The sequence below is a fragment of the Parafrankia colletiae genome, from assembly GCF_001854655.1.
GTDB lineage: Bacteria > Actinomycetota > Actinomycetes > Frankiales > Frankiaceae > Parafrankia > Parafrankia colletiae.
Genome location: NZ_MBLM01000025.1, coordinates 121,472 through 142,109, shown reverse-complemented (window position 1 = coordinate 142,109; position 20,638 = coordinate 121,472). Strand labels below are relative to the sequence as shown.

The window sequence follows — 20,638 nt, the reverse complement described above, 5'->3', positions numbered from 1 at the left end:
CCGCGCAGACCACGGGCACCGGCGGCCGAAACCGGTCAGATCCATACAGATGCCGCGTCACATCCGGGCAGAGTAGCAGCATCCTCACGGATCGGATGCCGCTCCTTACGGCGGAAGGCCGCTACCCTCCGGCGCGGGCCGGGAGGTAGGCACGTGCGGCGCGGGCGATCTCGATGTCCTCGCGAGCCTCGATGACCAGGGTGCGCACGGGTGCGCCGGGAACGCTGATCTCCAGGTCTCCGCGCTGGTAGGAGTCGCTGCGCGCCTCGTCGATCTCGACTCCCAGGAAGCCGAGACCGGCCGCCGCGCCGGACCGCACCGGGGCCGCGCGCTCACCCACCCCGCCGGTGAGGACCAGCGCGTCCATCCCGCCGAGGGCGGCGGCCATCGCGGCCGTCTCCGCGCGCAGCCGGTGCAGGTACACGGCAAGGCCCAGCGCCTCCGGGCTGCCCGGACGCCGGGCTCCGTCGAGCACGGCCCGCATGTCCGCCGAGCCGACCAGGCCGGTCATGCCACTGCGGTGGAACAGGGCGTCGGTGAGCTCCTCGGCGGACATCCCCTGCTCGGTCTGCAGCCACAGCAGCAGGCCAGGGTCCACCGTCCCGGACCGGGTGGCCATCACCATGCCTTCCAGCGGGGTGAAGCCCATGGTCGTGTCGACGCTCACACCGTCGCGGACGGCGGCCAGCGAGGCGCCCGAGCCCAGGTGAGCGGTGACCACCCGGCGGGCGCCGGTCAGCTCGGCGGCACGGCGCGAGGCATAGGCATGGGACAGGCCGTGGAAGCCGTAGCGGCGCACCCCGTACTCCTCCCGCCAGCGCGCCGGCACCGCGTAGGTGAAGGCCTCGGGTGGCATCCGCGCGTGGAACGCGGTGTCGAAGCAGGCAACCCGCGGCACCCCGGGGAGCGCCGCCGACACGTCGGCGAGCGCGGCCAGCGCCGCGGGCTGGTGCAGCGGCGCCAACGGGACGAGCGCCCGTAGCTGCCCCTCCACCTCGTCGTCGACCAGGACGGGGTCGGTGAAGACCGATCCGCCGTGCACGACCCGGTGACCGGTGATCGCGACCTCACCGGCGTGTGCGAGCTCCTCGACCGCCTGCTCCAGCTCGTCGGGGTCCGGCCGGCCGGCGGCAGCCCGCAGGTCGTGTGCGGCCAGCACCTGGTCATCCGGGGCCAGCAGGCGCAGTTTCACGCTGGACGACCCCGCGTTGACAACCAGGACGTTCCCCGGCCCGTCGGGAGACGCCGCCGACGCGGGGGCGGACGGCGCTCCCGCCGTCGCGGCGCCCGCCCGGTCCGTGGCCCTGGTCATTCTGGATCCGCTCTCAGTACGGCCAGACCCAGTCGCGGATGCGTGGGTCGTCCACTCCGTGGTCACGGGTGTAGGCGCGGGCGGCGAGGCGCGCGTCGACCATCCGCTGCCGGACGTGCGCGGCCCGCGCGCCCAGGCTCTCCACCCGGTCGATCACATCCACGACCAGGTGGAACCGGTCGAGGTTGTTCATCATCACCATGTCGAAGGGCGTGGTGGTCGTGCCCTCCTCGATGTAGCCCCGCACATGCAGGTTGTTGTGGTTGCGGCGGCGGTAGGTGAGCCGGTGGATCAGCCACGGATAGCCGTGGTAGGCGAAGATGACCGGCCGGTCCTCGGTGAACAGCGCGTCGAACCGGGCGTCGGAGATGCCGTGCGGATGCTCTGCCTCGTCCTGCAGGCACATCAGGTCGACGACGTTGACGACCCGGACCTTCAGGTCCGGGAAGTGCTGGCGCAGGATGTCGACCGCGGCCAGCGTCTCCAGGGTCGGGATGTCGCCGGCGCAGGCCATCACGACGTCCGGATTGCCGTCGCCGTRCTCGGTGTGGTCGTTGCTCGCCCAGTCCCAGATACCCAGCCCGCGGGTGCAGTGGGCGATCGCGTCCGGCATCGGCAGGTAGTTCAGGGCTGACTGCTTGCCGGCGACGATCACGTTGATGTAGTGCCGGCTGCGCAGGCAGTGGTCGGCGACCGAGAGCAGCGTGTTCGCGTCCGGCGGCAGATAGACGCGGATGATCTCTGYCTTCTTGTTGACCACATGGTCGATGAAGCCCGGGTCCTGGTGCGAGAAACCGTTGTGGTCCTGGCGCCAGACGTGGCTCGTGAGCAGGTAGTTCAGCGACGCGATCGGCCGGCGCCAGGGGATGTTCAGCGTCGTCTTCAACCACTTGGCGTGCTGGTTCACCATCGAGTCGACGATGTGGATGAACGCCTCGTAGCAGGAGAAGAACCCGTGCCGGCCGGTGAGCAGATACCCCTCCAGCCAGCCCTGGCACAGGTGCTCGGAGAGCACCTCCATCACCCGGCCGTCGGGCGCGAGATCCTCGTCGGTCGGGACGACCTCCGCGTTCCAGGCGCGCGCGGTGGTCTCGAACAGCGCGCCCAGCCGGTTCGACGCGGTCTCGTCCGGCCCCATGACCCGGAACGTGTTCGGGTTGGCGCGCATGACGTCACGCAGGAAGCCACCGAGGACCCGTGTCGCCTCGCTCCAGCCGATCCCTGGCGACGGGATGTCGACGGCGTAGTCGCGGAAGTCGGGCAGGGTCAGGTCGCGCAGCAGCTCGCCGCCGTTGGCGTGCGGGTTGGCGCTCATCCGGCGGGTGCCCACCGGCGCCAGTGCCGCGAGTTCCGGCCGGAGCCGCCCGTCGGCCTCGAACAGCTCCCAGGGCCGATAGCTGCGCAGCCAGGCCTCGAGCTGGGCGAGGTGCGCCGTGTCGTTCTTCGGATCGGAAAGCGGAACCTGATGGGAGCGCCAGTTCCCCTCGACCGGCTTGCCGTCCACGGTCGCCGGGCCCGTCCAGCCCTTCGGCGTACGCAGGATGATCATCGGCCAGGCCGGGCGGGACGGATCACCGAGCCGGCGCGCCCGGTCCTGGATGCCGTGGATCCGCGCGATCGCGGTGTCGAGCACGTGGGCGAACTGCTGGTGGACCTCGGCCGGGTCATCCCCGGTCACGTACAGCGGCTCGTAGCCGTAGCCGCGCATCAGCGCGTCGAGCTCGGTCTCCGGGATCCGGGCCAGGACAGTCGGCTGGGCGATCTTGTATCCGTTGAGGTGCAGGATCGGCAGCACCACCCCGTCACGGACGGGGTCGAGAAACTTGTTCGAGTGCCAGCTCGCCGCGAGCGGCCCCGTCTCGGCCTCACCGTCGCCGACGACCGCGGCCACCAGCAGGTGCGGGTTGTCGAACGCGGCCCCGTAGGCGTGGGTGAGGGCGTAGCCGAGCTCACCGCCCTCGTGGATGGAGCCGGGCACCTCCGGGGCGACATGGCTGGGGATCCCGCCCGGGAAGGAGAACTGGCGGAACAGCCGGCGCATCCCGGCCAGGTCCTGGGTGATGGACGGGTAGGTCTCGCTGTAGGTGCCCTCGAGGTAGGTGTTCGCCACGATGGCCGGCCCGCCGTGGCCCGGGCCGATCACGTAGATCGCGTCCAGGTCGTGGTGACGGATGACCCGGTTGAGGTGGGTGTAGATCAGGTTCAGACCGGGCGTGGTGCCCCAGTGGCCCAGCAGGCGCGGCTTGATGTGCTCGGCCCGCAGCGGCTCGGCCAGCAGCGGGTTGTCCAGCAGGTAGATCTGCCCCACGGCCAGGTAGTTGGCGGCCCGCCAGTAGGCGTCGAGCAGGCGCAGTTCGTCGGCCGGCAGCGGCTTCGGTGTCGCCACCTCGGACCCCGCGCYGATCTCGGCAACGTCGACCATGCCTGCCCTCCCCTGCCCGGCCCGCTCCGGCGCCGTTGCCCGCGCGCTCGTCCCACCGCTCGACCCCATCATCGTGCCGCGCGCTCCTGACCGAACACTGATCCATTGTGAGGACGAACCTGGTTATCTCCGCCCGCGCACCGGCGAGGCGAATGTCGGCAGTCTCCGAGCCGAAGGGCCCTTGCGGCCGGCCGGGGCGCTGGTTCAGCCTTCGCCGACGAGCGGGCTGGACGCCACCTCGGTACCGTCATCCAGCGCGCTGACCCGGAAGTCGGCGAACACGTTCGGCGCCACGCCCTGCAGTGCACGGAGCACCGCGACCGCCAGGCCGCGGATCTCGACATCGGCGTGCTCACTGGCACGCATGCCGATGAAGTGCCGCCAGGCGCGGTAGTTGCCGGTCACGACGATCCTGGTCTCGGTGGCGTTCATCAGCACCGACCGGGCCGCCTGTCGGGCCTGCTTGCGCCGTGACGTCGGTGCGGAGACGTCGGCGAAGCGCTTCTCGAGGCCCTCCAGCAGCCGGGCGTACGCCTCCATCGAGGCGGYCGCCGCCTCGGTGAAGAGCTCGTGCAGCTCCGGGTCCTCGGCGATCACCGCCGGTTCGACCAGGGCCGCGTCGTGCTCGGGGACGTAGCGCTGCGACAGCTGGCTGTAGGAGAAGTGCCGGTGCCGCACCAGCTCGTGGGTGAGACTGCGCGACACCCCGGTGATGTACAGCGACACCGTCCCGTGCTCCAGCACCGACAGATGCCCGACGTCGAGGATGTGCCGGAGGTAGCCGGCGTTCGTCGCCGTCGCCGGGTTCGGCTTGTTCCAGCTCTGGTAGCAGGCCCGCCCGGCGAACTCGGCCAGCGCCTGGCCGCCGTCGGCGTCGGTGCTCCACGGGACGTCGTCCGGCGGGAGGAACTCGGTGCGGGCGATCACCTGGACCCGCAGCCCGGCCTGCGCCGGACCACTCCCGGACCCGGACCCGGGCCCGGATCCAGTCCCGCTCCCACCGGTTCCGCCCGGCACTCCGACATCCACCACAGCGACCTCCACCCCGTTGCCCCGACGGTCCTGACGATTTCCCGTTGGTCTGACGGTTTCCCCCGACGGTCTGACGGCCGGAACCAGCGCGCGGCGGGCACCGCGGCGACTGCCATCCCACGGTATCCGCTCTCCGCGGCCCGTCAGGAACTGGAGCCGAACGGGGACAAGGGGACCACCGCGCCCCGGCCCGCCGGTGGCGATCTCCTGCGGGGCGGCATCGGCATGCACCGGACCGGTTACGTTCGAACCGCCCAACCGACCCGTGTCGCCACCCACTTACCCGTCCGGTGACCCGTACGGAACACCGCGGTGGAGGCGGCGGCGCACCGTGGTACACCGGATGTGGGCGCCTCGCCGCGGTCGGCGGGGGGTCCGGTGCTCGCCCGGCAGGCGCTGCGCGGCCAGGGGTCTCCGCCCCCGTCAGCTCCTGGTCGAGCTCCACGTCGGCGGCGCGGGCACCGCGTCTGCCACGCGGCCGCGACCGCCGGTCGGCCCGTCTCCCGCGCCGCCGACCGGCGCCGCGGTCGCGTGGAAGGCCACCGACGCACGGGCGGCCACCGGCCGTGCCGAAAGCCACCGGCCGCGTGGCAGGGCGACGCGGCCGGCCACGTGCTCACGAGGCCGCGGCCGGGCCCGTCTCAGGAAGCGGGCGACCACACCGCCGGGTCCGCCGGGTTCTGCTCCCCGGTCGCCATGTTCTTCACCTCGTGTGGCCGGTCGTCCCCGAACGGCGGGAACCAGACGTGCCCGATGCCCTTGCGGGAGGCGTAACGGATCTGCTTGGCGAGCTTGTCCGCCTGGTGGTAGGTCTCGACGTTGAGGCCGCGGGCCCGCAGCTGCCGGGCGGTGGCCAGCGCGTCCGCCCGCCGCTCGTCGCTCGGGATCACCACCAGAACCTGGGCCGGGCTCGCCGGCCCGCCGCCGACGAGGCCGTCCGCCACCAGCTTGGCGAAGATGCGGGTGAGGCCGATCGAGATGCCGACCCCGGGCAGGTGGCGGCGGATGAAGGTCCCCGCGAGATCGTCGTAACGCCCGCCGGAACAGATGCTGCCGTAGCCCGGGGCGTCGACGAACTTCGCCTCGTAGACGGTGCCCGTGTAGTAGTCCAGCCCGCGGGCGATCGACAGATCGGCGACCACGCTGCCGGGCGGCAGGTCCGCCAGATCGTCGAGCACCCGCGCCAGCTCGTCGAGGCCCTCGGTGAGCAGGTCGGACTTGGCCCCGAGCCGGCCGACCGCCTCGACGACCCCGGAGTCGGACCCCCGCACGTGAGCCAGGTCCAGGCAGGCCCGGGCCTGGTCCGCGGTGAGCCCGACCGGGCCGGTCAGCAGCGCCTCGACTCCGGCGGACCCGATCTTGTCAATCTTGTCGGCGGCCCGGATGACGGCCAGCGGGTCGCCGATTCCCAGCCCCTCGTAGAACCCCTGTAGCACCTTGCGGTTGTTGATGTTCAGCGTCCACGCGGGCACCCCGAGCGTGGTGAGGACCTCGTGCACGATCCGGGGAAGCTCGGCATCGAAGTGCAGTGGCACCTGGTCGATGTTGATGACGTCGATGTCGCACTGGGTGAACTCCCGGAACCGCCCCTCCTGGGGCCGCTCCCCACGCCACACCCGCTGGATCTGGTAGCGCTTGAACGGGAAGACCAGGTCGTTGAAATGCGCCGCGACGTAACGGGCGAACGGAACGGTCAGGTCGAAGTGCAGACCGAGGCGCGAGCTGTCGCCGTCGTCCTCCGCCTGCAGCCGCCGCAGGGTGTAGACCTCCTGCGAGGTCTCGCCCTTGGCCATCAGGGCGTCCAGCGCCTCCACCGACGGGGTCTCGACCGAGCAGAACCCGTACCGCTCGAACGTGGCGCGGATGGTGTCCAGCCAGCGGAGCTCGACCATCCGCACGTCGGGCAGCCATTCGGGAAATCCGCTGATCGGGGTGGGACGGACCACGGGTGCATCGGCCATCGCCGGAACAACTCCTCTTTCTCGACACTGCGGGCGCGCGTGGCCTCCACACACGCTCATCGGACCCTGAGAGCGCGGCGATCACCGATGTCGAGACGAGAAAAGCACGATCGGAACCTTACACGCCGACGGCTAGGCAGTCCGGGAGCCTCCTGACGCACCCGTGGCGGGAGCGGCAACACCAGGCGTCACCRCAATGACAGCCAGGACGCCGGCGGCGTCCACCAGGCACCGCCCGGCCGCCGCGCCCGCGACCACCAGCTCACCACGCTCGCGAACGCAGGCGAAGAGCGCCACGTGCAGCGGACGCGCCTCCGGCAGCACGAAGCCGCCGTCGATGTCGTACCTCGTATTGGTGATCTTGCGGGTGATGGAGCCGAGCTCCTGCGCGCCGGCGGGCGGCAGGTCCGCACGCGCCGTCACCATCATCTCCGTGCAGCCGGACGGCCAGGTCCAGCACAGCCGCCCCGCCACCAGCCGCAGGTCGGACGCCGGGTCGAGTTCATCGGCGGCGGTCCGCGGACCCGGCGGCGGGACCCGCACGTCTGCCGGACCGGGCACCGCGTCGGGCACGGGCACCGCGTCTGCCGCCGGCGCCGCGTCTGCCGCCTTGGCAGGCACCTCGGCCGGCACCGGAACCGGCGGAAGCCGGCCCGGCGCCTGCGTCCCGCCACGCTCCCCGGCGGCACCGGACGCCGTCCGCTCCGGCTCGGGCACCCGTTCCGGCTCGGGCACCCGTTCCTGGTCACGCGCAGGTTCCTCGCCGCGCACCGGTTCCGGCCACCGGGCCGGCACCGACCAGACGCCACCGACGCCGGCGATCACCTCGTACTCGGGAATCGACGACCCGCGGTACACGCCGCCGTCCTCGATCGAGGTGGCGGCGGTGACACCCACCGCACGGGCGTTGCCGTCCGCGGTGATCCGCCGGATGCGGTACCGGACATCACCCGGAGTGATCGTCGCACGCCAGCTGACGACCACGGACGCGCCGTCCCACCGGGCGGACACCCCGCTCGGCGCCTCGACGACCCGCGCCTCGGCGGCCGATGGCACGACGGCAGACGGCACGGCGGCAGGGGCCGGACGGTCGTCCACCGACACCCGCTCCTGCTCCGGGACCCGGGCCTGCCCGCGCTCCGGCTCCGGCCGCCCACCCGAGCCCGAGCCCTCACCCGAACCCTCGCTCGGACCTTCGTTCGAACCGTCACCCGGGGCGGTGACCGGTCGCTGCCGGGCCGGCCGCGGCGGGGCGTCGGCGTCCGGGCTGTCCGCGAGCAGGGCGCGTGCCTCCTCGTGATCCGCCACCGCGGCCAGCGCCTCCCGCGCCAGCCGGATCCGCTCCGGCCCGGGCGCCTCACGCGCGCGGCGGACGAGCTCGTCCGCCTGGGCGCAGCGCGCCCGTGCCGTCGCGCGTACCTCGTCGAGCACCCGTCCGCCTGGACCAGGGACGTCCGCCGCGACCCGGGCGAGGTCCTCGGTGAGGCGGGCAACTGCGCGGTGTCGGTCGGTGCCGGCCTCGGCGACGATGACCCGCCAGCTCTCCCCCGCGGCCCGGATGACCCGCTCCACCTCGTCCCCGAGCGCCCGGATGGGTGGCAGGGTCTCCCCTGCCGCCTCACGCGCCCGGGAGATCTCGTCACTGGCCTCGATCGGCCGTCCGGCCCGGAGCGCGGCCCGGGCCCGGGAAAGCAGGGCCTGCCAGTCACGCGTACGGCCGGGGGCGGGAGCCGGCACCGCCCGCCCGGGCGGCACCACGTCGCCGCCACCGGCAGCACCGGCACCGGCACCACCGCCAGCACCGCCGGACCGGCGCGGCGTGTACGCCACCTCGGGTGCCTCCACGCCGTTCTCACGCGCGAGGTCGGCGACGACCGTCCGGGCCCGGGCCGGGTCGAGGCCCTCCGCCTCGGCGTGGGCGACGAACTCCGCGGCGGCCGACGCGAGCAGACGGTCCTCGATGAGGACGGCGGTGGCGACCCGCGGTCGCAGCGCCGCCCTGACCGGCTCGACCAGGGCGTCGAGGTAGGCCTCCGGATCACCGTCGACGAGCAGCGAACGGACGGCCGTCAGCAGGTCGTCCAACAGCGCGCGCCGCCGGTCCGGCCGGCGCTCGCGGTTGCGGGCCGCGGCCGCGTCGCGGACGGCCCGGATCTCCTCCCGGGTGCTCCCCGGGGAGACCCCGAGCAGGTCGAACAGGCTGCGCGGCGGGGTGGTCCCGGCGATCCGTCCGAGCTCGTCGAGATCGGCACGGATCTGGCGGATCACCTCCGCGGGCACGGCCCGGCGGGCCTGCGCGGATGTCGCCCGCTCCGGCGCGCCCGCGGGGAGCAGCCGGTACCGGCGGATGCGCTGCGCGAACGCCGCCTCGTCGACGCCCTGCGCGGCGGCCAGGGCGCGCAGTCCCGCGACCTTGTCCTCGGGCAGGCCGCCGAAGCGGCTCACCAGGCGGCGGACGGCGGCGTCGAGCTCGGCGAAGCGCTCGCTGTCCCGGGCCGCGCGGGCGGCGGTGACCCGCTCGGCGAGGTCGGCGCGGGACGCGGCGGTGGCCAGTGCCGCCGACAGCTCGTCGTGCAGACCCAGCAGGGCGATGATCACACCACGGTAGCGGGGATGGTCCCGGCTGCGCTGCCAGAAGGCCCAGACCTCGTCCAGGCGGGCGCGGACCTCCGCGTCACCGAGCCGGGGCGCCTCCACGACCGGGATGTCGTAGATCTCGAAGGGGTCGCTCTGCTCGGCCCCGCCGCGGGCGTGGAGCGCCGCGAGCACCCGCCGCCGGTAGTCGTTCGAGTCGAAGGGCAGCACGGTGGTCTCCCTCTCTGGCGTCGCGCTCTCCGGCCGTTCTGTCGGGCGCTCTGTCGGGCGCTCTGCCGGCTGGCGCCCAGGCCCGGCTACACCCAGCCGGGCGGGCCGCCGAGCCCGCCCTGCTCCGCGTCCGGCGGCTTCTTGCGGAGGGGGTCGCCACCGGCGCCCGGATCCGTGCCCCGCTCACGGCGGGCCCGGGCGACCTGCTCCCGCTCGCGCGCGACGTCCGCCTGGCTCAGTGCCGCGGACGTCTCGATGCGAACCGTCAGCGGCCGGTCGGCGAGCCCCTCGTGGCGTGCCGTCACTTCCAGGATGCCGTCGAACCCCATCCGAAACATGATTTCTATCTGAGTACCGGCCGGATAGCCCGGTGGAATGCCGGTGATCTCCGCGTTGGCAATGATCTTGTTGTCGTCGACGCGGGCGGACTCCACGCCCCCGGCCTGCTCGACGACGTGGACGGTCACCGCGTCCTGGTCGTCGCGCACGGTGCCGAACAGCCGGCGGACGGCCACCGGCAGCCGGTCGTTGCGGTGAACGAGGAACACCGCCCGCTGATCGCCGAAACGGTCCAGCGCCAGCACACCGAAGCCCCGGGAGACGACATTGACGACCTGCACCTCGACGGTCCGCCGCACCCGGTCCGCGGGCAGCCCCAGGGCCTCGGCGAGGCGCCGGCACGCGGCGTCCAGGTCGGCGGGGGCGGCCGTGTCCACCGCGGCGCCGTCCACCAGCTGGCCGCGGGTGACGAGGTCGGCGGCGACCAGGCGCTCCAGCGCCTTCTTCTCCCCGTAGATCGCGGCACCGCGGGCGACGGCCAGGTCCGGATCGCTCAGCTCCACCGGCACCGACAGTTCGGCGGCCAGCCGCCGGGCCACGGCCGGCATCCGCGAGGCACCGCCGACCAGCAGGACCCGGTCGACGCCGCGTACCCCGCGCTCGCGGGCGGCCTCGATCGCCGACCGGGTCAGCTCGAGGGTGCGGTCGAGCAGTACCGCGGTGAGGTTCTCCACCTCGTCCCGGGTCAGGGTGACGTCCAGAGTCCTCCCACCGTGACTGACGGTGATCACGGTCGAGTCCGCGTCGGTCAGCTCACGCCGCGCGCGCTCGGCGGCGAGCTGCAGCACCTGCGCGGCCTCGCCGTCGTCGAGCGGGTCGTCGGCGCCCGGGTGGGCGGCGAGGAAGCGGTCGGTGAGGAACAGGACGATCTTCTCGTCCCAGTCGGCCCCGCCCAGCTGGTGGTCACCGTCGGTCGCGACGACGGAGACCCGGCGGTCGGCGAGCTCGACGATGGTGACGTCGAAGGTTCCACCGCCCAGGTCGTAGACGAGGGCGACCTCCTCGGCGAGGACGCCGGGGCCGGCGAGGGTGCGCCGGCCCGCGACCTCGAACCGGGCGAACCCGTAGGACAGCGCGGCGGCGGTGGGTTCGTTGATGACGTCGACGACGTTCAGCCCGGCGTACTCGCCGGCCAGCACGGTGGCCCGGCGCTCCTCGTCACCGAAGTAGGCCGGCACGGTGATGACGGCGTCCCGGACGGGCTCCCCGGCGGTCATCCCGGCGTCCGAGACGAGCGCCTTGAGGATCAGCCCGCTGACCGCCGGCGCCGACCAGGCCGCCCCGTGGGTGACGAACCGCCAGTCGCGGTCGCCCATCCGGCGCTTGACGAGCGAGCAGACGTCATCGGGCCGGGCCCGGGCGAGGCGCCGGGCGGTCTCACCGGTGATGTAGTCGTCGCGGCCGACGAACAGCACCACGCTGGGCAGGATCGTCGACCCGTCCATCAGCGGGATGACCTCGGGGTCGCCGGAGGCGGACACCCTGGCCAGGCAGCTGAAGGTCGTCCCGAGGTCGATACCGAAGACGGTCCCCGTGTTGGCCGGCCGGCCACCCGTTTGTCGTGCCACACCCGAAACCTATCCATCCGCATGGGCGGCGGCGGACAGCGGACCGGGTGACGGCTTGGCGACACCCGGTCCCGCGCCGGTGCGCGGCCCCGGCCCGGCCTGGCTCAGCCGAGGTCGAGAAGGCTCTCCAGGCCCACGGTCAGTCCCGGATGCGCGGCCACCTGACGCACCGCGAGCAGGACGCCGGGCATGAACGAGGCGCGGTCGAGCGAGTCGTGGCGGATCGTGAGGGTTTCGCCGGCACCGCCGAGAAGCACCTCCTGGTGCGCGACCAGCCCGGCGAGCCGGACGGCGTGCACCGRCACGCCGGCGGCGCGGGCACCGCGGGCCCCGTCGAGCGCCGAGGTCGTCGCGTCCGGGCCGGCCGGGTCGAGTCCGGCGGACTTCCGGGCGGCGGCGATGAGCTCGGCGGTGCGCCGGGCCGTGCCGCTGGGCGCGTCCGCCTTGCCGGGATGGTGCAGCTCGACGATCTCCACCGATTCGAAGTACGGCGCCGCCCGGGCGGCGAAGAGCATCATCAACACGGCGGCGATGCCGAAGTTGGGTGCCACGAACACCCCGACCGACGGCTCGGCGCCCAGCCAGCCGCGCACGGTGTCGAGGCGGTCGCCGTCGAGCCCGGTCGTGCCCACCACGGCGTGGACGCCGTTGTCGACCGCCCAGCGCAGGTTGTCCATGACCGCGTCGGGATGGGTGAAGTCGACGACCACGTCCGCCTTCGCGAGCGGAGCGCGGTCGTCGCCGGCGTCCGCCTCGGCCACCAGCTCCAGATCCGGCGCCTCCCGGACAGCCGAGCACACCGTGGCACCCATCCGGCCACGGGAGCCGAGCACCCCGACAGCAATCACTTCGTGCCCCTCACGTGTGCCGGCCCCGCGGCACAGGCCGCGGGGCCGGATGATCATCAAAGCTGGCTGCTGGCTGACGGCTGCTGACTCAGCGGGCGACCGCGGCGCTGAAGTCGTGGTCGTCGAACGGGCCGATGACACCGAGCGCCCACGGCTGGTCGACGAGCTCGCCGGCGAGGGCCCGTACGTCGTCCAGAGTGACAGCCTCGACCCGGGCGAGCACCTCGTCGACCGGGAGGATCTCGCCGTGGACGAGCTCGGACTTGCCGAGCCGGGTCATCCGCGAGCCGGTGTCCTCGAGGTTGAGCACGAGGCCCCCGCGGTTCTGCCCGCGGGCCCGGTCGAGCTCCTCATCGGTGATGCCGTGCTCGGCGATCTGGTGCACCTGCTCACGGCAGATCTCCAGCACGTCGTCCGCCCGGCCCGGGGTGCAGCCCGCGTAGACCCCGAAGAGGCCGGCGTCGGCGAACTGGTTGTCGAACGAGTAGACCGAGTAGGCCAGGCCGCGCTTCTCCCGCACCTCCTGGAACAGCCGCGAGCTCATCCCGCCGCCCAGGGCCTGCGACAGCAGCCCGAGCGCGTAGCGGCGCGGGTCGTGCCGGGACAGGCCGACCGTGCCGAGCACGACGTGGGCCTGCTCGGTCGGCCGGTTGGTGACGATGATGCCCGGCGGCGGGGGGAACGGGTAGTCACCCCGGCGGACGTCCTGCGGCCGCGCCGGCCCGCCGAGGCGGTCGGCGAACGCCCTCGCCACCCGGTCAAGGGCGTGGTCGTGGTCGAGGTTGCCCGCGATCGAGATCACCAGCGCCGGTGGCGCGTAGTGCTCGCGGTAGTAGTCGAAGATCGTCTCCCGGCCGAGGGCCTGGATCGTCTCGACCGTGCCGAGCACCGGCCGGCCCAGCACGGACGACCCGAGGACGGCATCCGCGAAGACGTCGTGCACGACGTCACCGGGGTCGTCCTCGTGCATGGCGATCTCCTCGAGGATCACGCCGCGCTCGGCCTCGACGTCGTCCGCGGTCACCAGTGAGTTGGCGACCATGTCGCAGACGACGTCGACGGCCAGGCCCAGGTCATCGTCGAGGACCCGGGCGTAGTAGCAGGTGTACTCCTTGTTCGTGAAGGCGTTGAGATCCCCGCCGACCGCCTCGATGGCGGCGCTGATCGTCAGCGCGTCCCGGGTCGGCGTGCCCTTGAACAGCAGGTGCTCCAGGTAGTGCGAGCAGCCGCCGGTCAGGGGCGTCTCGTCGCGGGACCCCACGCCGACCCAGACGCCGATGGCCACCGAGCGGACCCCCGGCACCTTCTCCGTGATGACCCGCAGGCCACCCGGCAGGACGGTGCGGCGCACCGTCCCGGCGAGCAGCTCCGCGGTGCCGCCGCCCGCCGCGAGCAGATCGGCGACACGGCCCGGCTGCGGGCCGGAGGTGACCTCCGGCCCGCCCGTGGCCCGCGTGCGCCCGTCAGAGGAGGACAGTTCCGTCTCCGTCACAGTGCTCCTGTCAGGAGGAGGACCCCCGCGTGCACGGGGCGACTCAGGACTCGACCGCAACCGCGTCGGCGGCCTCCGCCCCGGGCGCGAGGCTGATCTTGCCACGGGCGTCGATCTCGGTGATCTCCACCTGCAGCTTCTGGCCCACCGACAGGACGTCCTCCACCTTCTCCACCCGCTTGCCGCCCGCGAGCTGCTTGAGCTTGCTCACGTGGAGCAGGCCGTCCTTGCCCGGGGTCAGCGACACGAAGGCGCCGAAGTTGGTGATCTTGACGATGGTGCCGAGGTAGCGCTCCCCCACCTCGGGCATCTGCGGGTTGGCGATCGCGTTGATCGCGGAGCGGGCGGTCTCCGCCGACGGCCCGTCGGCGGCGCCGATGTAGATCGTGCCGTCGTCCTCGACCGTGATCTCGGCGCCGGAGTCGGCCTGGATCTGGTTGATCATCTTGCCCTTGGGCCCGATGACCTCGCCGATCTTGTCGACCGGGATCTTCACCGAGATGACCCGCGGGGCGTGCGCGGACATCTCGTCCGGCTCGCCGATGGCCTCGGCCATCACTTCCAGGATCGTCAGCCGGGCCGCCCGCGCCTGCTGCAGGGCCGCCGCCAGCACCGACGCGGGGATGCCGTCGAGCTTGGTGTCGAGCTGCAGGGCGGTGACGAAGTCCCGGGTGCCGGCGACCTTGAAGTCCATGTCGCCGTAGGCGTCCTCGGCACCGAGGATGTCGGTGAGGGTGACGAAGGAGTCGCCCTCCTTGATCAGGCCCATCGCGATGCCGGCCACCGGCGCCTTCAGCGGCACACCGGCGTTGAGCAGCGACAGCGTGCTCGCRCACACCGAGCCCATGCTGGTCGAGCCGTTCGAGCCCAGCGCCTCGGAGACCTGGCGGATCGCGTAGGGGAACTCCTCACGGCTGGGCAGCACCGGCAGCAGCGCCCGCTCGGCGAGCGCGCCGTGGCCGATCTCGCGACGCTTGGGCGAGCCGACCCGGCCCGTCTCCCCGGTGGAGTACGGCGGGAAGTTGTAGTTGTGCATGTAACGCTTGGTGCGCTCCGGGTTGAGCGTGTCGACGGTCTGCTCCATCCGCAGCATCGCCAGCGTCGTGACGCCGAGGATCTGCGTCTCACCCCGCTCGAACAGCGCCGAGCCGTGCACCCGCGGGATGTAGTCGACCTCGGCCGACAGCTCCCGGATCTCGGTCGTCGACCGGCCGTCGATACGCACGCCGTCGGCGACGATCCGCGAGCGGACCAGCTTCTTGGTCAGCGCCCGGTAGGCCGGGCTGATCTCCTTGTCGCGACCCTCGAACTGGCCGGAGACCTTCTCGACCGCCAGCGCGCGGACCCGCTCGAGCTCCGTCTCGCGCTCGGTCTTGCCCGCGATGCGCAGCGCCGCCGCGAGCTCCTCGCCCACGGCCGCGGTCATGGACTCCAGCACGTCGTCGTGGTAGTCGACGAAGACCGGGAACTCGCGCCGCGCCTTGGCCGCGCCGGCCGCGAGCTCGCTCTGTGCCCGGCACAGCTCGCGGATCGCGGGCTTCGCCGCCTCCAGACCCGCCGCGACGACCTCCTCGGTCGGCGCCGCCGCACCGCCCGCGAGCAGGTTGACAGTGCCCGGGGTGGCCTCCGCCTCGACCATCATGATCGCGACGTCGGAGCCGTCCTCCAGGACACGGCCGGCCACGACCATGTCGAACGTGGCCCGCTCCAGCTCGGGGTGGGTCGGGAAGGCGATCCACTCACCATCGACGAACCCGACCCGGGTCGCGCCGATCGGGCCGCTGAACGGCAGGCCCGCCAGCATGGTCGACGCACTCGCCGCGTTGATCGCGACGACGTCGTAGAGGGTCTCCGGGTCCAGCGCCAGCACGGTCGCGACGACCTGGATCTCGTTGCGCAGCCCCTTCGCGAACGACGGGCGCAGCGGGCGGTCGATCAGCCGGCAGGTCAGGATCGCGTCCTCGCTGGGACGCCCCTCACGGCGGAAGAACGATCCGGGAATGCGCCCGGCCGCGTACATCCGCTCCTCGACGTCCACCGTGAGCGGGAAGAAGTCCAGCTGCTCCTTCGGCGACCGGCTCACCGTCGTCGCCGACAGGACCATGGTGTCGCCCAGGTGCGCGACCACCGCACCGGCGGCCTGCCTGGCCAGCCGGCCGGTCTCGAAGCGCACCGTGCGGGTTCCGGCCGGTGTCGTGATGACCGCCTCGGCCGCCTGTGTCGAGTCGTCCACTCGAAACTCCATCCTCATCGTGGGCCGTGCCCGCGCCATCGAGGATGCCGGTGCTCAGTCGAAGTCTCCGGGGCCGGCGCCGGTGGGCACCGTCCAGGCGGCCACGACCGAGGACCGGCGGCTCATGCCGCGCGGACCCGGTCAGGTCCTGCGACCGCCGGGCGACCGAGTGCCGCCGACGGCCCGACGCCCCGGTATCTACCCCGGATGCGCCGGAGGGAGCGCCACCGGGGCGCTCCCTCTTGTTGACTATCGGCGCAGACCGAGTCGTTCGATCAGTGCGCGATAGCGGTTGATGTCTGTCTTCGACAGGTAGTTCAGCAGCCGGCGCCGGCGCCCGACCAGCAGGAGCAGCCCGCGGCGGCTGTGGTGGTCGTGCTTGTGGACCTTCAGGTGCTCCGTCAGGTCACTGATGCGACGGGTCAGCATCGCCACCTGGACCTCGGGCGAACCGGTGTCCCGTTCGACCGTGGCGTAGTCCGACATGATCTTCTGCTTGACGTCGCTAGAGAGCGGCACGCTCCACCTCGTTCCTCGTCCGGGGCGGCGCGCGCCCGGGGTCTTCTCCACCCGGACATCCCGCCGGTGTGAGCCACCGGATGTCGCACCGCCGCCGGCGGCCCCGGGCTCTCGGCACCACGCCGAACCCGCCCCGACCACCACCGAACCCCGGCGACCGCTGAACACCATCAGCTGCAAGTCACCAGCTGTACACCATCAGCAACCACCGCGAGTCGACCATCCGGCACGCCGTCACCGGACACACCGCTCCCGCCTGAGGGGGAAGCTTATCAACCCCGGGCGACCCGCCCGGACACCGACCATCGGCCCCCGCCCCCGCGCCCTCTCCGCGCCCCACCCGCGGGCCCCGCCAGCCGGTCGCGGATCCGGTCTCGAGACGGCCCGGGTTCCGGCCCGGGTCAGACGGGAAGGGTGGCCGTCCTGGTCGCGTCGACGTCCCGGCCCATCTGCTCGACGAGCTCGTCGACGGAATCGAAACGCAGGGTCGGACGCAGCCGGCGGGTGAACTCGTAGGTCATGTACTCGCCGTAGAGGTCGCCGTCGAAGTCGAGCAGGAACGCCTCGACCCTGCGCTCCCGCCCCTCGAACGTCGGGTTCGTACCGATCGAGATCGCGGCGGCCCGACGCTGGTCGGACCAGCTCGCGAACCCCGCGTAGACGCCGTCGTCGGGCACCGCCGACCACGGCGTGCACTGCAGGTTCGCCGTCGGGTAGCCGATCGTGCGGCCACGGGCGTCACCGTGCACCACCACGCCCTCGACCCGGTGCGGCCGGCCGAGCGCCACCGCGGCACCCTCGACGTCGCCCGCGGCGACCCGGCGGCGGATCTCGGTGGAGGACAGCACCTTCTCGTCCGCGCGCACCAGGCCGATCCCCTCCACCGCGAAGCCCTCCGCCGCCCCGCCGCGGGCCAGCGTCTGCACCGTGCCGGCCGCGCGATGGCCGTAGGTGAAGTTCTCCCCCACGACCACGGTGGACGCCCGCAGCCGGCCCACCAGCACCTGGCGGACGAACTCCTCCGCCGGGATCCGGCTGAACTCCAGGGTGAACGGGGCGACGCAGAGCGCGTCGACGCCGATGGCCGCGAGCAGCTCCGCCTTGTAGCGCAGGGTGGTCAGCTGCGCGGGATGCGTACCGGGGCGCAGGACCTCGGCGGGATGCGGATCGAACGTCAGCACCGTCGCCTGCTGCCCGCGCTCCCGGGCAAGCTCGACGGCCCGCCCGATGATCCGACGGTGACCCAGATGAACGCCGTCGAAGAAGCCAATGGTGACGACTCCGCCGGGCCAGTCGTCCGGGGTGTTCTCGACTCCGCGCCAACGTCGCACCTGCCGAAGCCTAGGGCATCGCGAATTGATCTTCGATCCGCGGCAGGTCGAGCTTCGCGTTCCCGCGACTGCCCCCGGCCGGCGCGGTGCCGGCGCGGTGCCGGCGCCGGGCGGGGGGGTGCCGGTGCTACGCCGGCGCGAAGACCACGATCGGCCGGGCTGTTCCGTCCCGCTCCTCGAACAGGGCCAGAACTGCGCCATCCGGGCCGAACACGCCGTAGGGGCCGGAACTGCCCACCGGAGGCAGTCTCCGGCCGTGAGCGACATCACGGGCCTCGGTCACGCCGACGTCCCGGCGTGGGAAGGCCGTCGCCACCGCCGCCCCGAGCGGCAGCACCGCCGCCGGCCCACGCTCGGCCAGCTCGTCCAGGGTCACCGCCGCGGCGAGCCCGAACGGCCCGACCTCCCGCCGGCGCAGCGCGGTCAGGTGCCCCCCACAGCCGAGGGCGGCACCCAGGTCGCGGGCGAGCGCGCGGATGTACGTCCCGCTGGAGCAGGCCACCACGACGTCCAGATCGCTGTCGCGCCGCGCGAGCAGGTCGAAACGGCTCACGGTGACCCGGCGGGCCGCCAGGGTGACCTCCTCGCCGGCCCGGACCCGGGCGTAGGCCCGCACCCCGTTGACCTTCACCGCGCTCACGCTGGACGGGACCTGGTCGATCTCCCCGGTCAACGCCGCCATCCCCGCCGCCAGGCCAGCGGCGTCGACCTCGACCGGTCGGTCCTCGATCAGCTCGCCCTCGGCGTCGTCCGTCGTGGTGGTGCGGCCGAGCCGGATCGTCGCCTCGTACACCTTCGTGGTCAGCGCCAGCCGGCCGAGCAGCCGCGTGCCGCGGCCGACGCCGAGGACCAGCACTCCGGTGGCCATCGGGTCGAGCGTCCCGGCATGACCGACGCGGCGCGTGCGCAGCAGGCGCCGGGAGCGCGCCACCACGTCGTGGGACGTCCACCCTGCCGGCTTGTCGACCACGACCAGGCCGTCCACGGCCGCAGCCGACGGCCCAGCCGGAGAAGACGGCGCCGGCGCCGGCGCCGAGGCCGGGGATTCGGGCGGGCTCACCACGAGTTCACCCCGCGAGCCGGGTAGCGTGCACGATCTTCTCCCGGAACCGGGCCATCACCGTCTCGAGCGGCGCCGACGACGAGATCCCGGCTGCGAAGCGATGGCCGCCACCGCCCAGGGCGGTGCAGACCGCGCCGACGTCCACCGCACCCTTGGAACGCACCGACAGCTTCCAGACGCCGCTGTCCTGCTTGCAGACGACGGCGACCTCGGCCTCGGACACCGTCCGCACCGTGTCGATGACGGCCTCGATCTCGTCGTACCCGATCCCGGCAGCGCGCAGGTCGGCCTCGGTGCACCAGGTCCAGATGAGATCGAACTCGGGCTCCAGCCGGGCCCGTTGCAGCGTCTCCCCCAGCAGCTTGAGATAGCCGAAGCGGTGGGTGTCCCAGAGCGTCCGGCCGATCAGGTCGTGCCGGACGCCGGTCGCCAGCAGGCGGGCGGCCAGCTCGTGGACGGACGGCGTCGTCGCCGCGTACCGGAAGGAACCGGTGTCCGTGGCCAGCCCCGTGTACACCGCGGTGGCCATGTCCCGGTCGAGCTCCACGCCGAGGGCGTCGATCAGCCGCACCACCAGCACGCTGGTGGACGCCGCCGCGATGTCGACCAGGTTGATGTCACCGAACAGGGTGTTGGAGGCGTGGTGGTCCACGACGAGCGAACGCGGGCCGGCGAGCCGCCGGGCCAGGACACCGAGACGCTCCTCGCTGCCCGCGTCCAGGGTCACCACCAGCTCCGCACCGCCACGCCCGCCCAGGTCGTYGGGTGCGACCAGCAGGTCCTGGCCGGGCAGGAAACCCAGGGTGCGCGGGACCACGAAGGGATCCGCGTCGAACGAGACACGGGGGCGCGCACCAAGGCGGCGCAGGGCCAGGCCGAGCGCGATCGCCGAGCCGAGGCTGTCCCCGTCCGGGTTGATGTGGGCGAGCAGCAGCACTTCCGCACCGGCGTCCGCGGCGCCGCGCAGCGCCCGCACCGCCTCCTGCAGGGCCTGGACGGATCCCGCGCCGCCCGGCGCGCCGAGCGTGGCGTCACCTGGGCCGGACGGTCCCGCACCGGATCCCGGACCCGTCGCGGAGATGACCGTCATGACGCCGACTCCCGCCACCCGCTCCGGGCCTCGTCACCGCCCACAGCATCGGGGTCCGCCCAGTCGTGGCCCGGCTCCGGATCGACGTCGAGCTCGAGGTCGAGGTCGGCTTCGTCGACCTCAGCGGCATCGATCTCCCGGGGCCGTCGGTAAGGGTCCGGTTCACCGGCGGGCGTGGCGTCCTGGCGCGCCCGGGCGATCTCCGCGTCCCGCCGCYGGGCGACGTCGAGCAGGTCCTCGAGGTGCTGTGTGTCCTCGGGTAGCCRGTCGTGGACGAAGGTCAGCGTCGGGGTGACCTTGACCCCGGTGGCGCGCCCGACCTGGCTGCGCAGCATCCCCTTCGCCGATTCCAGCGCGGCGGCCGAGGCCTCCCGCGCGTCGTCATCGCCGTACACCGTGTAGAAGATCGTCGCGTCGAGCAGGTCGGGGGTGACCCGAGCGTCCGTCACGGTCACCATTCCGAGACGGGGATCCTTCACACCGCGTTCCAGCGTGGACGCGACCACCTCACGGATGCGCACTGCCAGCCGGCGTGCGCGGGCCGGATCAGCCACCGCCCACCTCCCTCACTCACTCACCCGGTCGACCTCGACGGGCGGACACCACGGTGCCCGGCCGGTTCA

At 72.9% G+C, this 20,638-nt stretch carries 14 protein-coding genes; all 14 read right to left on the bottom strand.

Features of this window, described 5'->3' with window-relative positions:
• Positions 1-121: 121 nt before the first annotated feature.
• On the bottom strand, positions 122-1,312 hold the full coding sequence (locus tag CC117_RS04920) for an acetate/propionate family kinase (protein WP_071082556.1): 1,191 nt from the start codon (positions 1,310-1,312) through the stop codon (positions 122-124).
• Positions 1,313-1,325: 13 nt separating this feature from the next.
• Positions 1,326-3,734, bottom strand: coding sequence for a phosphoketolase family protein (locus CC117_RS04915; RefSeq protein ID WP_071082555.1), 2,409 nt, complete (start codon positions 3,732-3,734; stop codon positions 1,326-1,328).
• 204 nt (positions 3,735-3,938) lie between these two features.
• The gene (gene thyX, locus CC117_RS04910) at positions 3,939-4,673 is read right to left on the bottom strand and encodes an FAD-dependent thymidylate synthase (protein WP_071082632.1); all 735 of its coding nucleotides are present in this window, start codon (positions 4,671-4,673) and stop codon (positions 3,939-3,941) included.
• 734 nt (positions 4,674-5,407) lie between these two features.
• A complete protein-coding gene (gene hisS / locus CC117_RS04900; RefSeq protein WP_071082553.1) occupies positions 5,408-6,727 on the bottom strand; it encodes a histidine--tRNA ligase in 1,320 nt (439 codons plus the stop codon).
• Positions 6,728-6,859: 132 nt separating this feature from the next.
• Positions 6,860-9,532, bottom strand: a complete 2,673-nt coding sequence (locus CC117_RS04895) for a hypothetical protein (protein WP_071082552.1) — start codon at positions 9,530-9,532, stop codon at positions 6,860-6,862.
• Between the two features lie 86 nt (positions 9,533-9,618).
• Positions 9,619-11,439, bottom strand: coding sequence for an Hsp70 family protein (locus tag CC117_RS04890; RefSeq protein ID WP_071082551.1), 1,821 nt, complete (start codon positions 11,437-11,439; stop codon positions 9,619-9,621).
• Between the two features lie 104 nt (positions 11,440-11,543).
• On the bottom strand, positions 11,544-12,287 hold the full coding sequence (gene dapB, locus CC117_RS04885) for a 4-hydroxy-tetrahydrodipicolinate reductase (RefSeq protein ID WP_071082631.1): 744 nt from the start codon (positions 12,285-12,287) through the stop codon (positions 11,544-11,546).
• A gap of 88 nt (positions 12,288-12,375) precedes the next feature.
• Entirely contained in the window at positions 12,376-13,779 is a 1,404-nt protein-coding gene (locus CC117_RS04880; RefSeq protein ID WP_071082550.1) for a M16 family metallopeptidase, read from the bottom strand.
• Between the two features lie 43 nt (positions 13,780-13,822).
• Positions 13,823-16,012 (bottom strand): polyribonucleotide nucleotidyltransferase, encoded by a 2,190-nt coding sequence (locus tag CC117_RS04875; RefSeq protein ID WP_071082549.1) that lies wholly within the window; start codon positions 16,010-16,012, stop codon positions 13,823-13,825.
• A gap of 249 nt (positions 16,013-16,261) precedes the next feature.
• A complete protein-coding gene (gene rpsO / locus CC117_RS04870) occupies positions 16,262-16,531 on the bottom strand; it encodes a 30S ribosomal protein S15 (RefSeq protein ID WP_018640655.1) in 270 nt (89 codons plus the stop codon).
• A gap of 401 nt (positions 16,532-16,932) precedes the next feature.
• Positions 16,933-17,862: a bifunctional riboflavin kinase/FAD synthetase gene (locus tag CC117_RS04865; RefSeq protein ID WP_071082548.1), complete on the bottom strand. Its 930-nt coding sequence runs from the start codon at positions 17,860-17,862 to the stop codon at positions 16,933-16,935.
• 127 nt (positions 17,863-17,989) lie between these two features.
• Complete coding sequence (gene truB / locus CC117_RS04860; protein ID WP_116287698.1) at positions 17,990-18,847, bottom strand: tRNA pseudouridine(55) synthase TruB; 858 nt, start codon at positions 18,845-18,847, stop codon at positions 17,990-17,992.
• Positions 18,848-18,929: 82 nt separating this feature from the next.
• On the bottom strand, positions 18,930-20,015 hold the full coding sequence (locus CC117_RS04855) for a DHH family phosphoesterase (protein WP_071082630.1): 1,086 nt from the start codon (positions 20,013-20,015) through the stop codon (positions 18,930-18,932).
• Positions 20,012-20,569, bottom strand: a complete 558-nt coding sequence (gene rbfA, locus CC117_RS04850; protein WP_071082546.1) for a 30S ribosome-binding factor RbfA — start codon at positions 20,567-20,569, stop codon at positions 20,012-20,014. Before rbfA ends, CC117_RS04855 begins: the two co-directional genes overlap by 4 nt.
• Positions 20,570-20,638 lie beyond the last annotated feature (69 nt).

What these genes read in the sequence shown, in the direction of transcription:
- CC117_RS04920 (WP_071082556.1), bottom strand. Translation starts at nt 1,312, where the DNA reads ATGACCAGGGCCACGGACCGGGCGGGCGCCGCGACGGCGGGAGCGCCG.
- hisS (WP_071082553.1), bottom strand. Translation starts at nt 6,727, where the DNA reads ATGGCCGATGCACCCGTGGTCCGTCCCACCCCGATCAGCGGATTTCCC.